The following is a 19409-nucleotide window of genomic DNA, read 5'->3' as shown; positions in this document are numbered from 1 at the left end:
GCGCTGGAAGAACCGCGGGATTACGCCGAGGCGTTGATGAGGCTGCCCCTCACGTCCGTGCCGCTCGACCCGGCTGCGGCATAGGTGGTCGAGCCCAATGAAGAGCGAAGCTTCTCGATCAGATCGACCAAAGCGTTCAGCTGGTCGTCCACGCCCGCCGACGAAGTCGCCGTCGTGGCGCTGGTGTCGCTGCCGGACCCCATGTCGAACGACGGCGGAGGCGGTGGTGGCGGTCCCTGCATTCCGCGCGATTGTCGAACACCGCTCATGCCGCCGACGCTGCTGCCGTCCTGCCCCGCGCCGCTTCCCTCATTTTCGCCGCCGCGCGATCCACCTGGGGGGGGTCCGCCCGGTGCAAACATCTGCTGCAAGGTCGCGGCCTGATCGCTTGACAGTGTTCCGGCCGAAACCTGCTCCTCGATCAGCGACTGCATCTTGCTGCGCATGTCGATCCGCCCCGTCGTGGCGTTGGCGGTCGCCGTCGTGGACGCCGCGAGCGAACTGTCGATGCTGTCGAGAGCGGTCTTGAAGGCGGATTGATCCGTGGAGGTGATGCGGCCGCTTTGCACGGCGCTGCTGATCCGCATGTCCATCATCTGGCGACCGGCATTGGTCGCGGCTGCTATGCTTGTCATCTCGGTCTCCTGCCCGATCTCGGGCGACCCTTGATCGTGCGCAGAAGTTCCGAGAAGATTAAGTTTCAGTATATTTCGTTGTATTGCAACGGCTGTAACAAGTCCAGAGACAGGTTCAGCGTGCTCGAAACCAATTGCGGTAAAAAGATGATATCGACTCAAGTGCTTCGACCGGGATCGGTATCATCAGTTGAAGCCTTCGATTTGTCTAGCGAGCGATGCCGATCACAGCTGCCGCTGTGTAGCCGGCGCTCGTGCTACCGGCGAAGGTCGGTGTCTGCTGAGCGATCTGCGCGGTCGTATTGTCGCCGAACACGTTATCCGTCGATAGCTTGACACCTTTGAAGATGCTCGCGCTCGTGGGGTAGGTCGTCGTATCGGCATAGACCGCCGAACAGATCGCCGACGGCATCGCGAGCTGCGACGTCAGTACCGCGTAACGGCCGCTCGTGGCCGCTGCGAGGCCCGAAAATACCTCGAAGTGCATGTGCGGCCAGCGACCATCGTAGCAGGCAGGGAAGATGGTCGTGAACGTGACCTGTCCATTGGCATCGGTCACCTGCACGCCGCGCAGGTAACTCTCCGCTGGTGCGGAATAGAGCGAGTAACGCCCCTGGCGGTCGGCGTGCCAGAGATACACCGCATAGCCGCTGAGCGGCGCACAGGTCGCGTTGACGTTCACGACCGTCAGGGTGATCCTTACCAGGACCCCGCCGGCGACGGCTGTCGAGCTGATGAAGCTCGACCGAATGTCCGAACGAACGATCCCGCTCGTGGTCAACACGTTGCTGGTCGATCCACTCGAGGTGTTGGTCCCGTCGCCCGGATACGGGCCCGCAGTTTCGGTCGGATCGACGAGACAGCCGGCGGAACTCGTGGCGGTGGGGGTCGGTGTGGATGTCGGGGCCGGCGTTGCGGTCGGCGTGGGCGTCGAGCGTCCGCCGCCGCCAACCGTAATCACCCCGCCGGGGGTCACCGATCCGCGGCTCATTTGAGCCGCCGCCGAGCCCGCAACAATAGCCGCGCCGCCAACAGAAGCGAGCCAGGCCAATGCCCTGCGCCGCTCCACGATCTTCTCGCCGATGACCTGCAGGTCATGCGACAGGCCGCGGTCATGATCGTCGTCGTGATGGTCCATGATCATCTCCTTGTCTGCGTCCAGCCGCATCACTGGGGCAGTGGGAAGGTGATGGGGCAATCGATTGTCTGAGCTATGTCTCTGACATTGCCCGCCGCAGCCCGCACGCGGTTACATTGTTGCGAAAGCAGAAAAACCCCGGCTGGGACGAGCCCAGCCGGGGCAGCTCGGCGACAGGGGGGCGCCGGGCTTGGGGGAGCCCCGTCCGATCGGGAGGCAGGACGGGGCAGCACGGCAACGGGAGGCACCGTGCTTCACTTGGCCCGGCCGGCGGGGAGACCGGCCGGGCAACGCGGCGACAGGGGGAAAACGCCGCGTATGGGGGCAAGGGGTTAGCGAGCGATCCCGATGACGGCCGCGGCGGTATAGCCGGCCGCCACGCTGCCACTGAAGGTCGGCGTCTGCTGCGCGATTTGCGCGGCGGTGTTGTCGCCGAACACATTGTCCGTCGAGAGCGACAGACGGCTGAAGATGGAAGCCGCGGTCGGGTACAGGCTCGTGTTTGCGAAGACCGTGTTACAGATCGCGGCCGGCATGCACATCTGCGACGTCAGGATCGCATACCGTCCCGACAGGGCGTTGGAGAGCGAGGAGAAAACCTCGAAGTGGAAGTGCGGCCAGCGCCCGTCATAGGCGGGTGGGAAGTACGTCGTGAACGTCACCTGCCCATTGGCATCCGTCACCTGGACACCGCGCAGATAGCTTTCGGCGGCTGCGGTGTAGAGCGAATAATGCCCCTGCCGGTCGGCATGCCATAGATAGACGGCATAGCCCGCGAGTGGCGCGCAGGTGGCATTGACGTTGACCACGGTGAGCGTGAGCGTCACCAGCACGCCGCCGGCGTCGGTCGTCGATGTGATGAAGCTCTTGCGAATGTCCGACCGGACGATGCCGCTGGAGGTCAGCACATTCGAGGTCGAGCCAGACGCGGTATTCGTGCCGTCGCCGGGATACGGGCCGGCCGTCTCGGACGGATCCGCGACACAGCCAGTCGTCGTCGCCGTTGGTGTCGGGGTAGCGGTGGCCGTTGGCGTCGGCGTGGCGGTCGGGGTCGGCGTTGCGGTTGTCGTGGTGGTCGTCGCTGCCGCACTGCTCGTCGTCGAACTGGACGAACTGCCCGAACCCCCGCCGCACCCGGCGACCAAGGCCGCCGTACCGGCGCCGGCGAACCATTGCAGCGCACGACGGCGGCCGAGCTGCGCATTCAGTCGGGGAAGATCCTCGGCCATGCCGTGGCCGTGGTCGCTGTGATCGTCATGCCGGTGGGTCATCATAGCCTCTCTGTGATCCGTGGCATTTGATCTGGACGGGGCTGTTGTCCGCTGTTTGTCCCGACACCAGAAATGTTGTGTCTGCTGACCGGCCGCGCTTCGCGCCTTATGCGTGCGGGTAAGGGACTCGAGCGACGCCAGGCGGGCATTATCAGGCTGTACTCGCGCGAACGGCTCGCACCATGGCGCGGCGTGATGCTACGTGTCTTGCCATTGTTCCGAAGGAGCAGCCTGCCGATGACCGAATCGCGATCCGTCGACGTCAACACCGCCTCCGCCGATGAACTCGATGCCCTGCCGGGTCCGCGTGGGCATGGTCCCGAGATCGTCCGCTACCGCGATGAGCGCGGCGGCTTCACCGACCTTCGCCAGCTGGAGGAAGTTCCTGGCCTGGCGGGAAAGGTCGATGGGATCAACGCAGCGCTTACCATCGGCGATCGCTGACCAATTGCGGCGTGGCCTGGATCGGCCTTTGGCCGATCCTGATCGTCATCATGGGGCGATTGTAGAGCAGCTCTCCGCCGCCGTTACGTGTGAGGCTGCCCAAGCGCGAACACGTGCGCGGCCCTTCTCAGGACCGCGCACGTGCCGGTCAGCCGCGATCCCGCCTGATCAGCGGTCGAAGCATTCCCTCAAGCTTGTCATTGCCGGCCCGCGTGCGACCGAGCTGCTCCTCGAGCTCACGCTCGTAAGCGGTCAGGTCCATCACCGAGCGGCGGTCGTGCAGCATCGTCGCAAATCGACGGACCCGACGAAGCTCGCGATCGAGCACGACATTTGCCGGCAACGCGTCTCGGGGCGATATCGGAGCGGAGGTGATCTGCACGGCTTGGTCTCACAATCGGTAGGGTTAACCCCTCGTCCCCGATTGTTTCCCGCGAATGGCTCTTTGTTTCATGCGGCCAATCTGTGTGTCGGCAGCCGTCATCAAAACGACGTCTGCGTGCGATCGGCGGCACCAGCCCTATTGGGAGAAGCGTACCGCCTGCCGCTCGCGCCCGCGGTCTCATTTCTTCGGGCTAACGACACGTTGACGCTGTTCGGCAAGGCGGCACGCATCGAACGTGCCTGCCGCCGCACCGGGCTTTTCAATATTCACTTGCGCGAAAGGCCGGGCTCCGGAGGCGGGCCACCCGGACCATGCTCCTCCGGACCTCGTGGACCCGGACCGCCCGGGCCCGGGCGGTCGAAACCGCCGGGGCCGCGGCGAAGCCGCATCACCGCCTCGAAGATCTGCTTCTGGCGCTGATCGAGCTGCGCAAAGAAGGCGCGGGCGGCACCGATGCGCTGGCGCGCCTCGGCTGCGTGTCTTGTATCCCGCTCCGCCATCCGATCGAGCTCCTGCTCGAAGCTCGGCGGTGTGTTCGGTAGAGCCGGTCGCTCCCCCGCCCGCCGCTCGGGGCGAGCGGGCGGGCCGGACGCCGCCAGAAACGCGTCCAGGGCCGGCCGCTGGTCCTGCCGCAAGCCGAGTACCAACGCGAGATCATCGGCTTCGCGCCGCTGCCGCGCCGCATGGTCGGGACCAGCGCCGCGTCCTTGGGGCACCGGCCCGGCCTGCTGCGCCACGGCCGGCAGCGCCAGCCCCATGAGCATGATCATGACGACCTTGTTCTTCACCGCTTACACCCCTCTTGCCTCGATTGTCGCTCGGTGCGGGAAGATTGCCGGCCAAGATCTCGCCAATGTTTCAGCGGCCGAAATGTGCGATGTGTGTCCCTTGGAACACATTCACCCGATGAAGTCGGGGCCGAGCGCCGTTCCTACCGATCGCCTCAGCCACGATCGCGACCGCCCTCCCCTCTCTGGACGTGATTACAACCTCAGACGATCAGCTCTCGATCGCCATTGTGACATCGCGTGACATAATTCAGCTGGTCGGATGCGTTAGGTGTATGGACGATGACGATGATCGGCCCATATGCACTTGCAGTCGATGACGATCCGATCATCCTGATCGGGCTTTCCGCCGCTCTCGAAGATGCGGGATATACGACGATCGCCGTCAGCACCGGCGATGCGGCGCTGGCGATCCTTGCCGAACATTCCCATCGGCTCGTTTTACTTGTTTCCGACGTCGATATGCCCGGTGCTATCAATGGATTCGCCTTGGCGCATCACGTCGCCGAGCATCATGCCTGGATCAGGATCGTCGTCGCGAGCGGCCGTTCCCATCCCGTGTCCGGAGAGCTGCCGCTGGCGGCGACCTTCATGTCGAAGCCTTTCACCAGGCAGATGTTGATCGATCGCGTTGGCAGCGGGTCTCCGCTTGCCGCAATGACCTTCCCGGCCGGAAGCGTGGTCTGGGAGACGGTGAAGCAACACGACGGGCCATCTGGCCCTGAGCCGCTTTGCTGACGTCCTCACCGGCGACCAGCCGCTTTCGCATTCTCGCCCGGCGGAGCCGCTGAACGATGGCGCCGCGCAAGGCTCGGCCGACGCCATATTCGGCATTGTCGCCAGCCAAGCGCAAGCAGGTCCGGCGGCCTGTGACGGTCTCGGTGGCCCTTCATCAGCGCGATCGTCGCCGACGTCGATTTCGCACCTTCTGCAGCGGACGGGCGGTCGGCGAAGTCTGTCCTTTTCTAGCGTGCCGGCGACGAGGACAGCACTTCCCGGCACACTGATCCCGCGGGTCGGTTGCGAAGAGCACGAAGGTATCCGGACGGGCAACGCGACCGTCCGCATCGGCAGTGCGGGTGAGCCGAGAACGTCGATCCGGTGCGCCTCTGGCGCCTGAAGCCGATCGAGCGCTGTGGCGGGCGTGTCGTATGCTTCATCCTCTGTCATAAGCGCCGGGTCGCCCTCCCCGCCAGAAGGATGCGGCACATGGGGCCCCGCGACCGGCTCGCAACCCGCGAAAACCGGGCCGTGTTGCCGCGTACCGCGGCTGCCCGCACCACCCCGGATTTTCGCAGGTTTCCCTCCGCGATGCGTCGGTGCGCGCCGGTCTCCTGCGGCGCCCCAGGAGGTGCGCATCCGGCGGAAAGGCCGCCGGCTCTTCCAGTGAAAGGCTGTCGCCATGACCACCTCTCTCGCCGCAGCGCTCGCCGCTCTCGAACTTGGCCATCTCGAACCCAAGGCAGACGAACTGACCGGTATGGCTCCGCCCCCGGCCGAGGCGCTCGATCAGACAACCACCGCCATCTGGAGCGACCTGTTCGCGACGCTCTTCAACACCTCGCTCGAGCGCGACATCGAGGAACTGGGCTGGGGGCTGGTGAACCTCTTCCACCGGGCCGCAGCGAAGAAAAACGCCACCATCGATCGCCTCACCGACGAGATCCGCGTGCTGATCGCAGAGCAGGACGGCTCCGAGATCAATACCACCGCGCTCGAAGAGAAGATCCACCTCGCCAAGAAGATCGAGGAGGCCGCCGGATGCTACGAGCACATGCGCGATACCGCAGCCGGGCACTATATGCGCGAAACCGGCCGGTCGTGGGTGCCCGCGACGGGAAACCGCATTTCACTCGGCGTCACCGCCGCGATCGTCGACGGACAGGCTTTCCTCCGCGCGCGCCGCGAACGCATCCGCGACGCCAACACGGCAACAGGAACGCCCGTCGTCTTCGCCGGCGGTCGCCTGACCTTCGTGTCCGATGCCGATATGAAGACGTTCGGCGACAACCTGCTTCGGACCCTCAACGCCGTCCGCGAGCGGGTCGGCGACATGTATCTCGTGCATGGCGGCGACATGAAGGGCATCGAGCGTCTCGCTGCCTCCTGGGCCGAACAACATGGCATTCAGCAGGTCCGCTTTGGCCTCGACCGGAAGCTGGGTGATCGTGCCGGGTTCCGTCGCAACGAACAGATGCTGTCGCTCCGGCCGCGTTATCTCATCGCCTTTCAAGGCAACGGCGTCACCGAACGTCTCGTCATCGATGCGAAGAAGGCCGGTGTTCGCGTCGTCGACCGTCGTGGTCCCCTCGGCACCCCACCGGCTGCGCTTGGGGAGCAGCGCGAGCGGCCTGCATCCTGAGGCGCTTCACGGGACCATCGACACAACGATGGTCCCGGCAGTGCCGCCGGCAGACCTTCGGTCCTACGATCCTGGATGCCGGCGAGGATTAGCCGTTCGTCAGACCGCTTTCTTGCTCTCCCGCTCAGCCCCACGAGTTTGGTCTTTTAGCACGCGGTCGGACGCTAGTTCACTGTTGGCGCACGCGTCAGCTTTCACTCCAGGTCGGGGCGAGGCCGAAACTTCGTCCGGCCTTCAACCTGGCGCCGCGTCGCCCGACCGGACCGGAAGGGCAGTCGTGTGCTTGATCTCCGACAAGGCGACCGTCGAATTGATCTCCTGCACGCCCGGCAGCATCGACAGCCGATGGAAGAACAGCCGTTCGTACGATTCGATATCGTCCGCCACGATGCGCAGCATGAAATCCACCGGTCCCATCAGGACATAGCATTCCAGAATCTCTGGGATGTCGCGGATCGCGGCGGTGAATTCGTCCAGATTGGCGCGCCCATGGGCGCTCAGTTTCACCTGAGCGAACACCTGTGCCTTCAAGCCAATCTTGGCGCGATCCACCAGCGCCACGCGTCGCTTGATAATCCCTTCGCGTTCCAGCCGGTCGATCCGTCGCCAGCAGGGTGACGCCGATAAGCCCACGGCCTCGGCGATCGCCGCTGTCGACAAGGTCGCATCATCTTGCAGGAGTGCAAGAATATGTCTCTCCCACTTATCGAGCGCAACTGACACAAATCACCTTTTGAAGCCCAACGGCAGGTGAAATTACCCTCTTAATGCCGTGGTGCAAGGAGAATGAGATCAGCCTTGCCTCGGGCGAAATGCTAGATCGTCACCGAACAGGAAGAGCCGATCATCATGTACGCACAACACGATACTGACCCGTCGACGCCCGAAGAGGTGGTGCCATTCCGCGATCCGAAAACCGGCGTACGCGGGGCGATCGTTCTGCATTCGACGGCGCTGGGCCCCGCCGCGGGCGGATGCCGCATTGCCTCCTATGTCGATGATGCCGCGATGATGGAGGACGGATTGCGGCTCGCCCATGGAATGACCCTGAAGAACGCGTTGGCTGAGCTGCCCATGGGGGGCGGCAAGGCGGTACTTCGGCTGCCGTCCGGCGACTTTGACAGGGAGGCGCTGTTCCGCGCGGTGGGCCGCGCCGTGAACGACCTTGGCGGTCGCTACGTCACGGCGGAGGATGCCGGTACGACCGTCGCGGACATGACCGTGGTCGCCGGGGAAACACGCTATGTCGCCGGACTTGCCGCGCACCCCGAACGCCCCGGCGGCGACCCGTCGCCTTGGACGGCACGCGGCGTGCTGGCGGCGATGCGCGTCGCGGTTCGACATCGCCTTGGCGCCGATCTGTCAGACGTGACCGTCGCGGTGCAGGGGCTGGGCCACGTCGGCTTCCATCTCTGCCAGTTGCTGCACGAAGCCGGCACCCGCCTGCTGGTTGCTGAACCGCGCAGCGACGTTGCGGCCCGTGCCGCGACGCGCTTCGGCGCAATGGTGATGAGCAGCCAGGCGCTGTTGACCGCCCGCGCGGACGTGTTGGCCCCGTGCGCGATGGGCGCTGTGCTGGACTTTCCCACGGTGCAGGCCTTGGCCGCCAAAGTGGTGTGCGGGGCAGCGAACAACCAGCTCTTCGGCGAGCGGCAGGACGACCAGCTTGCCGGACGCGGCATCCTTTATGCCCCCGATTTCCTCGTCAATGCCGGCGGGATCATCAACGTCGCCGGGGAGTATCTTGGATGGACTGTCGAAGAGGTTGAGACGCGCGTGAAGCGGATCGGCGAACGGTTCGCGGACATATTGGCTCGGGCCAGTGCCGACCAGGCAACGCCTTTGCAGATCGCGCGCTCGGTTGCTCTCGATCGTATCGCGCGCAATCGGGTCGCCGCAGCGTGAATGCGTGACATGGACAAGATCGACCAAGTGAGTGCCTTCACCTTCTCCGTCCGGATGGTCTCCAGCATCCAGGTCGTCAGTCGGGTCATCGAACTGTTTGCGCTCCGAGATGATCCCCTGCACGCGCTGACGCTTTCGACCGATGGGCGCGGCCAGATCCTGACCATCACGGTGCCGTCGCTCACACCGGCGCGTGCAGACGTTGTCGCTTGGAAGATGCGCAACATCGTCGGTGTCGAGGCGGTGGCCGTAGCAGCGGACGACACCAATTATACGGGCACGGTGCGCGACCAGCAGGTCCTCGACGTTCCGTAAGGTCATTGGAACGCCGAGATGACGCGCGTCGATCAGCCGCAGGGGCCACACAGTAGGATTAGATGGAGCGGGCGCATTTGGTAGGCACCCGATCGAAGCATCGCTTTGCGCTTGGCTGGTAGAAGTATCGGCGAAAACACGACGGTTGGCCGGTATTGGAATCGATCGACCATCGTCACGTATTCATGAAGCGGGATGGACCGCGCCTCGTCGGTGGCCATCAGGTCGGCAAGGCTGAGGAGGGCCTGACCGCGATGATTGCAGCGGCGCTTCAAGATGACGCAGAGCTCAGCCAGCAGGCAGGCTAGGGTCAGGCCTCTGTGCCTTTCCTTCTTCACTGATCAAACGCTTTGACCCCCGGCCGTGTCGTCGCCAAATATTGCGTATGGCTCAGGGCTGATGAGGTCTGCCTGCAGTGGGCTGGGTTCCGTCCCGCGGGCCTTCGAAGGGAACACCGTGACCGATACTGTGAATGCAATCGTGCTCGCCACCGAACTGACCGCGGCCTGGCTCTCGAACCCGAATACGCGGGCTGATGCGGACGCCGTGCCCGCATTTCTGACGTCGATCCACGCCTCGCTCGCAACGCTTGCCAGCGGCGAGCCGCAACAGGGCGTTGCCGCGCCCGAACCCGCTGAGCACGTCCCTGCGGTCACCGTGCGCAAATCACTCGCCTCGCCGGACCGCATCATCTCGATGATCGACGGCAAGCCGTACCGCATGTTGCGCCGGCATCTGTCGACACATGGTCTGACCCCGGACGAATACCGGTCGCGCTACAAGCTCAAGGCCGACTACCCGATGGTCGCGCCTGCCTACAGCGAGGCGCGGCGCGATATGGCCAAAAAGATCGGCCTCGGCCGCAAACCCAAGGCGGCTGCCGCGGTGGAGCCGGCTGCGGCCCCTGCCCCGACGCGCAAGCCGCGCCGCGCGAAGGGGGCTGCCCCCGCCGATTGATCGACGGCCTGATGGACTGGCGCGTCGGCAGAAGGTGCCCTCCTGCCGACCTCCGCCAGTCACTGCCAGGCACCTGCCGTGGCGCGGTGGGAACAGCTTGCGCGAGCATCCCGCAGAGTATCGGACCCTGGGGCCCGGGCGGTCACCGGGGGCCGTCGAACCCGTCTAAGCCGACAGTCCGTCATCCACGTTCGTTGGCGTCCCCGCTCATGGGACTCGCCCAGTGGTGGCAAGCGCCGCGTTTTTCGATCTGTACAGCGCGCCATGCTCCTGGCGTCCGGGTGCCGGGGGGCGACCGCGATCCCCCTTCCAGGCAACTCGACACAACGACCAAGCGACGCCGGCGTCGGTGGACGGTGCCGATCGATCCCGAAGCCGGCAGCTCCTCACCCTGGACCTAGGAATTTCGCGGCGTTGCGGACAAGGTAACGCGCCAGACAGTAATCGATGCCGGCCCGGTGAACGGGAGGGCGGCACCATCATCGCGGCAAGGTCGGTTCTCATCCTCGTGGCTCCGTCTCTCCGCCCAGGGGGGCCCATCCCCTCTCTTTCCTGAACGACCTAAGCCGGCCGTCCAACGGCTCCAACCCGCGTGTCTTCGGACCGTGTTGCCGCTTCGCGGCTGCCCGCACCACTCCTCGTCACGGGGTTCCCCTTCGCGTCTTCGCGCTCTCGGTGGAGCCGCTGTCCTGGCCGTCTTCGACGGTGTTCAGCCGAGGGGACGAACCCCCGGCGGACAAAAGGAACCTCGACATGCAGAACCTCGTCATCCTCGCCGGCAACGTTGGCGCCACCCCCGAGACCCGCACCACCCAGGGCGGCACCAAGATCACCAGCTTCAGCCTCGCAACCTCGCGGCCCAAGCGCGACAGCGAAGGCAAGGTCCTCAAGGAAGGCGGTCGCCGGATCGAGGAAACCGAATGGCACCGGATCACCTGCTTCAACGGCGTCGCCAAGACGGTCGCCGAATATGTCGAGAAGGGCCAGAAGGTGATGGTACGCGGTCGCATCCACTACACCCGCTGGACCGATCAGGAGAACATCGAGCGCTACGGTGTCGAGATCATCGCCGACGAGGTGACCTTCCTCTCCTACGGCAAGTCCCGCCAGCAGCAGCAGGGCAGCACCCAGGACAATGAGGATGACGACATTCCCTTCTGAACGGGGCCGACGGCCCGGGAGCTTCGGCTCCCGGGGCTTTCGCTGTATCCGGTGCGCCGTTCGACCTCGCGTGAACCCGCTACGCCATCCACGCCGCGGTCTACCTTTTTACGTTCTCGCGCGTTATATCGACAGGGACGGCCGACACGCGGTCGCCGGGAGATGAAACCATGCTGGTCACAAACGTCAGGCAGCAGCGCAGGATCGGTCGCGCGGCCGCCGCTGCGGGTGGCTATTTCCAGCTGGCACGCCGCCTCTCGCAGGCGCAGGCCAATAGCGGCGGCCGTGAATCCTCCGCCCCCGAAGCCCCCCGGGCGGGCAACGAGGGCGCCGCCACCCAGCGCTGAGCGTAGGCGTTGAGCCTTACCTTCTCCCTTCTCACCGCCCTGCTTTGGCTGCTCCCGGGCATCACCGGGCTCATATTCTGGAACAATCTCGGCCGGCGTCACGGCGTCCGACGCCCAGACCAGCCGCTCACCGCCCTGAATAGCCTAGCGCTCGCCGGCGGCATCAGTCTGGCAGCCCATCTCATCGGCGCGATCGCGTGCGACGGGCTCATCGCCGTCCTCGCCGAACAGGGACACGCCGGGCTCGTCTCGCCCTACCGGGTGGTCGCAGGATTGATGGTCCGGCCAACCTCAGGCCCCAATGCGCGTGAACTGGGCCCGGGCGAGCCGCTTGGCCTGATCGAGTTCGCGCTGATCCTCATCTTCCTGTCCTATCTCGTCGCCGTCATGATCCGCCACAAAGGGCTCGCGCTGAAGCTTGACGGACTTGATAGTCACACCCAGGGATGGGCGTTCCAGCATATCATCGATCCCACCAACCATGGCTATTTCCAGCTAGCCTATGTCCTGACCGATGCCGTCGAGGACGGGCGCGGCCTTGGTTATGCCGGGGGTATCGCCGATATCCGCCTGTCGGACGACGGCGAGATCAAGGCGCTGACCCTGTCGGAGCCGAACCGCTTCATCTACACGATCGGCGGCAAGCCGAAGGACAAAAGCCATATCAGCCTGCCGCGCAGCTGGGGTTCGATGATGCGGCGCGAGGATACCAGTGGATCGGCAGCGGCGGGATTGATGGTCGAGGAGGCGAAGCCCGTCGGGGGTGCGATCTACCTCCCGGCCGCCCGCATCCGTAACCTCCTCGTGTTGAACTATCCCGAGCAGGCGCTGACCGCGGTTATTCCCGAGGTCGCCTCTGACGCTCAGCCCCAGCCCCCTGCCCCGGCAGAAAACAGGGCCTGCGCCCTTGTCCGGCGCGTTGCGTCCTGGTTGCTCAGCTGATGCGCTTCGACCCGGCCTTCATCGCAGCGCTGCCCCAGGATTTTCGCTTCATCCTCGTCGGCGTCGGCTTCCTGCTGCTGCCCCATCTTGTCGCGGGACTGTTCTGGTCGGCGATCCTGCGCCTCAAGCTGGCGGTACCGGCCGGGATCGTCGGTCTCGTCGCTGCGCAAGGGGCGGCCGTCACCATGACGAGCCGCTTCGGTTGGTTCGGCGGCACGACCGGCATGGGTCGGATCGCCCTCTGCCTCTTGCTCTGGCTGATCCTGACGCTGGTCATTCTGAACATACTCGCCGCGATCGTCACGCGCCTCGCTCCCCCGTTGCAGGTGGATGGCGATCTGATCCCTCCCGCACCTTTCTGGCCGACCGGACTGCTCGACTGGGTATTGCGTCAGGAGGAAGCGGTGAAGAGTGCGACCTATGTCCCGCCGAGCTCACTGCCACCGCGCGAGGGTTTCGACTGACCGGCGTGATGCCGTGGTCGTCCATAACATGTGGCCGGTGATGCCGCTGCTCCTCTGCGCCTGACGCCTCGATATCGGCTTGATCACCGAACGCCGCGGACGTGTCGGTTACGAAAGTGGGAAGCAGAGCGTTTCCGACGTCTCCCGGCTACCGCCGGGACCGCCGCTCTATTCCGCTGAACGCTCCACCGAGCCCCTGGCGGGTCTCGGCCCATGCGGGTGACGATCGACTGACGATGATTGCCTGCGATGCGCAGCAGTTCTGCCGTCACCGGTAGCAGCGTTCGGCCGAAGTCGACACCACACCGATCGGTCGGCGCGTAGCGCCGGCATCGTCATCGTCCTGGCGCGGAGCGGGGGCGTGGCAGGGCAGCACAATCGCATCACCGGCGTGGTCGATGTCGGGGGAGAGCCAGCGCCGACGCCACGACCCTCCCGTCCGCCGGGCTTCACCCCGCTCTTGGAGGCGCAATCCTTGGGCCGGCGCGGGGCCTTGGTCAATCAACCCGTGAAGGGTCCGGGCGCTTCGCTACGGCTTTTTGCGCGTGCCGCACAAAAAGTGATCGCGGCCCCGCGCCGTCCTGTCGGGCGCCTGTCGAGCGGGGATGAACCCCATCGGCTTCACAGGAGCCTCGGACATGTTCACCGATATCTGGATCGCCCGCAAATCCGCTCTCAGCCTCGCCCGCAACCTGATGGTCGCTACCATGGTCATCGCAATCGGCACCCAATACGCCGTCATTACCGCAGAAGATCACGACAGCTCGCTCGTCATCGTCAACGAATACGACCCGTTCGCCTGACATCCTCCGGGGGCCGCCAGGCCCCCTCCCCTTTTCCTCGGTTGCACGAGAAGGGTTCGGGCGGGCATCGATCCCGCCCGAACCCGAGGCGCGGCTCCACCATCGGGTATTCGCAGCCCGTGGTGCGGGCCGACTTACCGGCACCCCTCCGAGAGGCTATAGCGCGAGCATGGCGCATGAGCTCGACGATATCACCGCGCAAACGGAGTGCCCGGTCTGTGGTCGGGAACTGACCGTCTCCTACAAGACCCTTCGCCTCGAGCGCGTGATCGAATGCCAGGGCTGTGGCGAGACGATCCGACCGATCGACGACACGCCCATCGCGCGCATCCAGAAGCTGATCGACGACGTCGGCGACTAAACCGTCAGGCGTCAGATCAGGGCGCCGGACACCTCGTGGAAAGGCTGTACGCGGTAGAGGTCGAGCGGCTCAGCTGTCAGCAAATCGTCGACCGGCGCTTCGAGATCCAGCCAGCGCGCCCAAGTATCCCGCCGCAGCACGACCGGCGCGCGGTGATGAAGGTCACTGAGCGCCCCAGGCGGTTGCGTCACCATCGTGAAGCTCTCGACCTCTCCCGCATCCTCCGTCCTGGCTCGGTCCCACAGGCCGGCAAAGCAGATCGGCTCGCCGCCTCGTGGACTGACGTAGAATTTGGGCTTCGGCTTGCCCTCACCCTTCCATTCGACCCAGCCCTCGGCCGCAATCAGGCAGCGTCGGCGCTTGAAGGCGTCACGGAACGAGGGCGCTGTCTTCACCCCTTCGGCACGCGCATTGAACGTCGCGGCCTTCCACGCGCCGATCGGTCCCGTGTGAAAGAACGGGACCAGCCCCCAGCGCATCCACGCGAGCTCGACCCCATCGTCGCGTGATCGCAGAATAATGGCGCGGTTGGTCGGGCGGATCTCCGACTGCGGCTCAAGATTGGGCGCTTGATGACGCTCCGGGAAGCGAACCGAAATCCGCGTCTCGTGAAACTCCTCGCAAATCTGATCGAAGCCCTTTATCCGGCGATAGTTGGTGCACATCCGCGCCCGCCCCGTCAGCCAAGTGCGGTGCGTGCCGGGGGCAGCGTCTCGAAGCTCGCGATCAGCGCCGGGTCCCGCAGCAGCAGGGTCCAGGCACCGCCATAGGTTCGCGACGCGAGATAGAATGTCGAGCCGGAACAGCCGACCATCCGGCACCGCTCCAGCTTGTCGATCAGCGAATAGCCCGGGCCGTGGCGGGCGACGAGATCAGCCACATCGACGCGAAGCAGCGTGCCGCAGGTCGCGCAGCGCGACCGTACCAGGGCCTGCATGCGATGCATCTCGCCGGCGCTGTCCATCCAACGCGGCCACAATGCGATGATATCGGCGCCCGTTTCCATCGGCAGAAGATAGCGTTCGCTCGTCGCGTCCGTCCAGCATCATGGTGGCGATCGTCAGCGTCTCCCCGCCCCTCCCCTCTCGTCCGATCACCGGGACTTACGAAGGCTTCCAACGTCCTCGCCGGGTCGCGACCCGGCGCAAGCCCGCTCACGCGGGCTTCTCCACTGGCGTTGCGACCCTGGCGGGTGCGCCAGCCCCCTGTGACCCGGCGGTCCTGTCGCCTGTCGAAAGGCCCCGATCGGCGGGGTTTCGCGGCCAAGGAGACCTGCCATGTCGGACCAGACACCAATGCCCGCCCAGCCGGCCGGCGGCCAGCGCAAGATCGCACGGCTCAATGACGAACTTCGCGCCAACATCACCCAACCCGGCGCCAACCGTGTCATGATGACCAGCGGTATCGCCGACCTGATCGGCGACGTCGCGGTCTTTCGCAACTTTCGCAAGCGCGCGGAGCTGCTCCGCACGATCGCGGCCTATGACACCTTCACCCCCGCGAACGATCCCTATGGCGAGCACGATCTCGGCACCTTCGTGTTCGAGGGCGCCGCCTGCATGTGGAAGATCGACTATTACGATGCCGACCTGTCCGCGGGCTCGGAGGATCCCAGCAATCCGCAGGTGACGGTGCGCGTGCTGACGATCATGCGGGCCGACGAGCGTTGACCCGCCTGCCCCGGCGCTCACCCGCCGGGGCGCTTCGGACGCAAGCGAGCGACGCTCGCGGTACGGCAGCTTCCCGGTACGGGCGGCTGTCTCACCCTCAGCGTAAACGTTGAAATCTGTCGTCGACGTCTATCCAGCGTGACGGTCGGTCGACGCCGGCGTCAAGGATGCGCGGTGCCCCCAATTTTCCCGGGCTCGGCGCTGCGCTTCGAGTCCCGCGAAAATCGGCACCCCCACGCCCCGCTGACGCGGCCGCTTCGCGGTCCTGTGACCCCGACGCCGCCCGACCGTCCGGCCGTGCCCGTCTTCAAACGGACAGACGGAGGTTCCCATGCTCGACAAGCCCGCACGCATCCAGGCCTGGCTCGCGGATCTGGCGATGATCGCGATCGAAATCGAGGTGATCGTCCCCCCTCCCCTGCCCCGCGCGCCCAAGCGAGCCCGCAAGCGCAAGCCACTTTGGGAGGAGTGAGCGACGACGGTGCGGCTCCCGCCGCGGATGGATGATGCGGCGGGATGGCTGCTTGCGCGGATGACCCTGCTGTCGGTACAAGGAAGACACTCGCGGAGACGCGGGTCGGGGCGTGGAAACCCCGAAGAGTGAGAGCCGGTTCGATACAACCGGGTGGCGGACGCGTATGTCCAGGCCACCCGGCTAAAGGCGTTCGCGCCAAGCTCACTCTTGGTTTCCAACACCCGGTTCCGAAGCGACGGCGTGCTCTGCGGGGCACGCCGCCGGCTTCCCGTCGGCGCTGCGATCCGCGACGAGGCCGGCTTCAGGGCCGGACGATCGGCCTTATCGCTCCGTGCGCGCCGCCGGACGCGATCGCACCGCGACGTGACAGTGGCGATCTGCACGTCGGTGTCATAAATCCTGTCGCGAAAGGTCGAAAAACATCTTTTGACCCCAACAGGATGACGCCGGCCATGCGGCAACAACCCGATGAGGCGCTTGCCACCGCTTTCGAGACCTTGTTGTCCGACGAGGACAAGGACGAGAACGACATTCAAGCCTTCCTCGAGGAGCATACCGAGTTCCTCGACACCAGCGCGTGGCTGCTGAACCACCGCCTGCACATGAACTGCATCATCGCGAAGTTTCCGATCGGCGTACGCACCGCCGACTTTGCCTATCTCACGAAATCATCCGATCGCTGGATCCTCGTCCTCGTGGAGATCGAGCGCGCGGACAAGCCGCTCTTCACCACCAGCAGCAAACATGTCGGCTATTCGAGCGCCTTCAACGAGGCGGTTGCGCAGACGGCGGTCTGGCAGGACTATTGGGTGCAGCATCAGGCCGAGCTGCGCGAGCGGCTACGGCCAATCCTCGTCCCGCCCGGCATGGCATCGAACCGGATTGACCTTCGCCGTGTCCTCATTATCGGCCGCTCGGGCACGAAGGATTTCAACCAGGCGCAACGCGATCGGATCGCCGGCTTGGAGGAAGACAACAAGATCAAGATCCTCACGTACGACTCACTGCTACGCAGCTACCGCGCTGGCCGGGCCAGCAAGAAATGCCTCCTCTCGACGCGCTCGACCGGCTACGCGATCAAGCGCTTGGACGCATTGCCGATCCTCCTCTTCTCCTATGTTCTGCCCGAACATCTGACCGTGCCGGCGCCGATCGAGGCCGAGCTCGTGAGCGAGGGCTATCAGATGGACGCGTGGCGCAACAATCACCTGCTGCGGTTCAACGAGAAGTGGGCGACGAAGCCGACCGAGGACGAAGCTGGCGATGTTCACCCGGCCATTCTGCGTATGCTCGAGGCGGTCGACGAGAAGGCCCCTTCCAAGCCGGCGAAGTGACGATGAGCAGTCTTCGCTCTATCGACCTCAGTCTCGTCGACGAAATTTTTCGGGGCGGCGAGCGGGGGTACATTCTCGACTTTTCCAATCGCACATTCAGCGACTTCTTCGTTCGCGAACTCGATATCGACATCGATGCACCGCAATATGCCGTTGACGGCATCTCGAAGGGCAAGCGATTGCGCTGCTTTCTCGGGCAGGTGGACGATGGCACCGCCGCACGTACGCTTCGGGTCCTCTGGGAGCACCGAGAGGCATTGCGCAGCGCCGACACGGCCGATCCGATGCCGCGCGCCGCCGGCCAGATCGCGGCGCTCATCGCGCGACTGCAAGGGTCAGCGCTCCCTGCTCCAGTCAATGTCGTCGCCGCACCGATCCTCGACGCGATCGACTTTGCCCGCCTGCGCGATCGGCTTGTCAGCATCCGGGACACCGAACCGCACCAGCGTGGCTTTGCGTTCGAGCGTTTCCTCACGGAGATGTTCGATGCATTCCGGCTCAATCCGCGCGAACCGTTCCGGCTTGCAGGCGAACAGATCGACGGCAGCTTCGAGCATGGCGGCGAGATCTACCTCGTCGAAGCCAAATGGTTGAACCGTCGCATCAGCCAAGCCGAGCTCCACACCTTCGAAGGCAAGATCGGTCAGAAGGCGGCATGGGCGCGCGGGCTGTTCGTCAGTTTCGGCGGCTTCACCAAGGAAGGCCTCCAAGCCTTTGGCCGCGGCAAGCGGACGATCGCACTCGAAGGACGCGATCTCTATGAGGCGCTCGACCGCGGGATCGGGATCGATCACGTGATCGCCGCCAAGGCGCGCCACGCCGCAGAGACCGGCGCGGTCTTCGCCCCCCTGGCGGACCTCTTCCCGTGACCGAAGTCTGCCAGACCACCGATCTGTCCGCGCTCGCCGCCTGGCTGCGCCCGACGGGCCGCCACCAGCGTCTGGTTGGCCTGATCGACAAAGCGGCAGCCGCCGGCACCATCCGTCAGGACCTGCTGGAGGCGGAGCGGTGCCTCGCCGAGATCGACCGGCACCAGGCGGCGCGAGAAAATCGTGAGGAGGCCTTAAGCGAACGCGAGGTGACCGTTACCGGGGCGCTCTTCTCGCATGCGGTGGTACTCTACGCACGGGCGACGTTCACGTCGTCGAAACAGCGGAAAGGCATCCTTGCTGACGACTATCTGACGCCGGAACTGCGGGCCGCGCACCGTACGATCAAGACGCTGCGCAACAGTGACATCGCGCACTACGGGCGCGGCGAGCATCTATCCGATGGCCCTCTGGTCCGCGAGGCGGTGCTCTTCACCTTCTGGCGGGGTGACGAGCGGGTGCGCGAGCAGATGAACGTGCTTTCCACCCGGGCAGCGCACAAGATCGGCGTCCAGCGTCAGCTGCGTGACCTGCTACGCGCGCAACTCGACCGCTTGGCCGCATGTGAACAGGACATTCTCAACGCCGTGCGCGACGAACTCGAACGCGCCGTGCGCTCGGACGATCGGCTCGGCCATGCCCTGCCCCGCTTCCCGTTCGACGCCTACGCCTTTTGCGCGACGGCCGACGCGGCGTTCCGCCTTGCGATGGGATTGCAGCAGGGCGTCATCGATGAACATAGTTACGCGGCGGATGTGCCGTCGCCATAGATCGGCCGATCGC

Annotated in this window: 26 protein-coding genes; 18 read left to right on the top strand and 8 right to left on the bottom strand. The window is 65.2% G+C overall.

What is annotated here, in order from left to right:
* Nucleotides 1-20 precede the first annotated feature (20 nt).
* The 3 genes from GQR91_RS18415 to GQR91_RS18405 all read right to left on the bottom strand — a co-directional run bounded on the left by GQR91_RS18415 (nucleotide 21) and on the right by GQR91_RS18405 (nucleotide 3047).
* Nucleotides 21-596, bottom strand: coding sequence for a hypothetical protein (locus tag GQR91_RS18415; RefSeq protein WP_149683095.1), 576 nt, complete (start codon nucleotides 594-596; stop codon nucleotides 21-23).
* 247 nt (nucleotides 597-843) lie between these two features.
* Entirely contained in the window at nucleotides 844-1773 is a 930-nt protein-coding gene (locus GQR91_RS18410) for a dioxygenase family protein (protein WP_311732279.1), read from the bottom strand.
* A gap of 332 nt (nucleotides 1774-2105) precedes the next feature.
* Nucleotides 2106-3047 (bottom strand): dioxygenase family protein, encoded by a 942-nt coding sequence (locus GQR91_RS18405; RefSeq protein WP_149683094.1) that lies wholly within the window; start codon nucleotides 3045-3047, stop codon nucleotides 2106-2108.
* A gap of 234 nt (nucleotides 3048-3281) precedes the next feature.
* Here GQR91_RS18405 and GQR91_RS18400 point away from each other — a divergent pair, with 234 nt between their 5' ends.
* Nucleotides 3282-3488: a helix-hairpin-helix domain-containing protein gene (locus GQR91_RS18400; RefSeq protein WP_149683093.1), complete on the top strand. Its 207-nt coding sequence runs from the start codon at nucleotides 3282-3284 to the stop codon at nucleotides 3486-3488.
* A 148-nt stretch (nucleotides 3489-3636) separates the two neighbouring features.
* Here the strand turns inward: GQR91_RS18400 and GQR91_RS18395 are convergent, their stop codons facing one another.
* Together GQR91_RS18395 and GQR91_RS18390 are read right to left on the bottom strand one after the other, a co-directional pair.
* Nucleotides 3637-3870, bottom strand: coding sequence for a hypothetical protein (locus tag GQR91_RS18395; RefSeq protein WP_149683092.1), 234 nt, complete (start codon nucleotides 3868-3870; stop codon nucleotides 3637-3639).
* 269 nt (nucleotides 3871-4139) lie between these two features.
* Nucleotides 4140-4661, bottom strand: coding sequence for a hypothetical protein (locus GQR91_RS18390; protein ID WP_160146828.1), 522 nt, complete (start codon nucleotides 4659-4661; stop codon nucleotides 4140-4142).
* 282 nt (nucleotides 4662-4943) lie between these two features.
* Between GQR91_RS18390 and GQR91_RS18385 the strand changes: the two genes are divergently transcribed.
* Together GQR91_RS18385 and GQR91_RS18380 are read left to right on the top strand one after the other, a co-directional pair.
* The gene (locus GQR91_RS18385; RefSeq protein WP_149683089.1) at nucleotides 4944-5399 is read left to right on the top strand and encodes a response regulator transcription factor; all 456 of its coding nucleotides are present in this window, start codon (nucleotides 4944-4946) and stop codon (nucleotides 5397-5399) included.
* Nucleotides 5400-6063: 664 nt separating this feature from the next.
* Nucleotides 6064-7023, top strand: a complete 960-nt coding sequence (locus tag GQR91_RS18380; RefSeq protein WP_149683088.1) for a DUF2493 domain-containing protein — start codon at nucleotides 6064-6066, stop codon at nucleotides 7021-7023.
* A gap of 234 nt (nucleotides 7024-7257) precedes the next feature.
* Here the strand turns inward: GQR91_RS18380 and GQR91_RS18375 are convergent, their stop codons facing one another.
* Nucleotides 7258-7746, bottom strand: coding sequence for an Lrp/AsnC family transcriptional regulator (locus GQR91_RS18375; RefSeq protein WP_149683087.1), 489 nt, complete (start codon nucleotides 7744-7746; stop codon nucleotides 7258-7260).
* Nucleotides 7747-7872: 126 nt separating this feature from the next.
* On the opposite strand from GQR91_RS18375, the gene GQR91_RS18370 reads away from it, so the two are divergent.
* From GQR91_RS18370 to GQR91_RS18330, 10 genes are all read left to right on the top strand, one after another.
* On the top strand, nucleotides 7873-8928 hold the full coding sequence (locus GQR91_RS18370; RefSeq protein WP_149683086.1) for a Glu/Leu/Phe/Val family dehydrogenase: 1056 nt from the start codon (nucleotides 7873-7875) through the stop codon (nucleotides 8926-8928).
* A gap of 9 nt (nucleotides 8929-8937) precedes the next feature.
* Entirely contained in the window at nucleotides 8938-9243 is a 306-nt protein-coding gene (locus tag GQR91_RS18365) for a hypothetical protein (protein WP_149683085.1), read from the top strand.
* Between the two features lie 155 nt (nucleotides 9244-9398).
* Complete coding sequence (locus tag GQR91_RS18360; RefSeq protein WP_160146827.1) at nucleotides 9399-9551, top strand: hypothetical protein; 153 nt, start codon at nucleotides 9399-9401, stop codon at nucleotides 9549-9551.
* A 148-nt stretch (nucleotides 9552-9699) separates the two neighbouring features.
* On the top strand, nucleotides 9700-10200 hold the full coding sequence (locus GQR91_RS18355) for a Ros/MucR family transcriptional regulator (RefSeq protein ID WP_235904116.1): 501 nt from the start codon (nucleotides 9700-9702) through the stop codon (nucleotides 10198-10200).
* 753 nt (nucleotides 10201-10953) lie between these two features.
* A complete protein-coding gene (locus GQR91_RS18350) occupies nucleotides 10954-11361 on the top strand; it encodes a single-stranded DNA-binding protein (protein WP_149683083.1) in 408 nt (135 codons plus the stop codon).
* Nucleotides 11362-11531: 170 nt separating this feature from the next.
* Nucleotides 11532-11708, top strand: coding sequence for a hypothetical protein (locus GQR91_RS18345; RefSeq protein ID WP_160146826.1), 177 nt, complete (start codon nucleotides 11532-11534; stop codon nucleotides 11706-11708).
* Nucleotides 11709-11717: 9 nt separating this feature from the next.
* The gene (locus GQR91_RS18340; protein ID WP_149683082.1) at nucleotides 11718-12650 is read left to right on the top strand and encodes a hypothetical protein; all 933 of its coding nucleotides are present in this window, start codon (nucleotides 11718-11720) and stop codon (nucleotides 12648-12650) included.
* Nucleotides 12650-13114, top strand: coding sequence for a hypothetical protein (locus GQR91_RS18335; RefSeq protein ID WP_149683081.1), 465 nt, complete (start codon nucleotides 12650-12652; stop codon nucleotides 13112-13114). The genes GQR91_RS18340 and GQR91_RS18335 overlap by 1 nt, the downstream gene beginning before the upstream one ends.
* 638 nt (nucleotides 13115-13752) lie before the next feature.
* Entirely contained in the window at nucleotides 13753-13917 is a 165-nt protein-coding gene (locus GQR91_RS19200; RefSeq protein ID WP_162853777.1) for a hypothetical protein, read from the top strand.
* Nucleotides 13918-14086: 169 nt separating this feature from the next.
* On the top strand, nucleotides 14087-14278 hold the full coding sequence (locus GQR91_RS18330; protein ID WP_149683080.1) for a hypothetical protein: 192 nt from the start codon (nucleotides 14087-14089) through the stop codon (nucleotides 14276-14278).
* An 11-nt stretch (nucleotides 14279-14289) separates the two neighbouring features.
* Here GQR91_RS18330 and GQR91_RS18325 read toward each other — a convergent pair whose 3' ends face one another.
* Nucleotides 14290-14943, bottom strand: coding sequence for an SOS response-associated peptidase (locus tag GQR91_RS18325; RefSeq protein WP_149683079.1), 654 nt, complete (start codon nucleotides 14941-14943; stop codon nucleotides 14290-14292).
* 14 nt (nucleotides 14944-14957) lie between these two features.
* The gene (locus GQR91_RS18320; RefSeq protein WP_249042674.1) at nucleotides 14958-15215 is read right to left on the bottom strand and encodes a hypothetical protein; all 258 of its coding nucleotides are present in this window, start codon (nucleotides 15213-15215) and stop codon (nucleotides 14958-14960) included.
* Nucleotides 15216-15555: 340 nt separating this feature from the next.
* Here GQR91_RS18320 and GQR91_RS18315 point away from each other — a divergent pair, with 340 nt between their 5' ends.
* From GQR91_RS18315 to GQR91_RS18295, 5 genes are all read left to right on the top strand, one after another.
* Nucleotides 15556-15948, top strand: a complete 393-nt coding sequence (locus GQR91_RS18315) for a DUF3768 domain-containing protein (RefSeq protein WP_235904114.1) — start codon at nucleotides 15556-15558, stop codon at nucleotides 15946-15948.
* A gap of 331 nt (nucleotides 15949-16279) precedes the next feature.
* Nucleotides 16280-16420 (top strand): hypothetical protein, encoded by a 141-nt coding sequence (locus tag GQR91_RS18310; RefSeq protein ID WP_160146825.1) that lies wholly within the window; start codon nucleotides 16280-16282, stop codon nucleotides 16418-16420.
* 455 nt (nucleotides 16421-16875) lie between these two features.
* Nucleotides 16876-17757, top strand: a complete 882-nt coding sequence (locus tag GQR91_RS18305) for a Shedu immune nuclease family protein (RefSeq protein WP_164727772.1) — start codon at nucleotides 16876-16878, stop codon at nucleotides 17755-17757.
* Nucleotides 17652-18626: a restriction endonuclease gene (locus GQR91_RS18300; RefSeq protein WP_235904113.1), complete on the top strand. Its 975-nt coding sequence runs from the start codon at nucleotides 17652-17654 to the stop codon at nucleotides 18624-18626. The genes GQR91_RS18305 and GQR91_RS18300 overlap by 106 nt, the downstream gene beginning before the upstream one ends.
* On the top strand, nucleotides 18623-19396 hold the full coding sequence (locus GQR91_RS18295; RefSeq protein WP_149683076.1) for a hypothetical protein: 774 nt from the start codon (nucleotides 18623-18625) through the stop codon (nucleotides 19394-19396). Before GQR91_RS18300 ends, GQR91_RS18295 begins: the two co-directional genes overlap by 4 nt.
* The last annotated feature ends 13 nt before the right edge of the window (nucleotides 19397-19409 follow it).

The organism is Sphingomonas carotinifaciens, assembly GCF_009789535.1.
GTDB classification, from domain to species: Bacteria; Pseudomonadota; Alphaproteobacteria; order Sphingomonadales; family Sphingomonadaceae; genus Sphingomonas; species Sphingomonas carotinifaciens.
The sequence above is the reverse complement of the archived record's forward strand: the minus strand, read 5'-3'. Positions and strand labels throughout refer to the sequence as shown.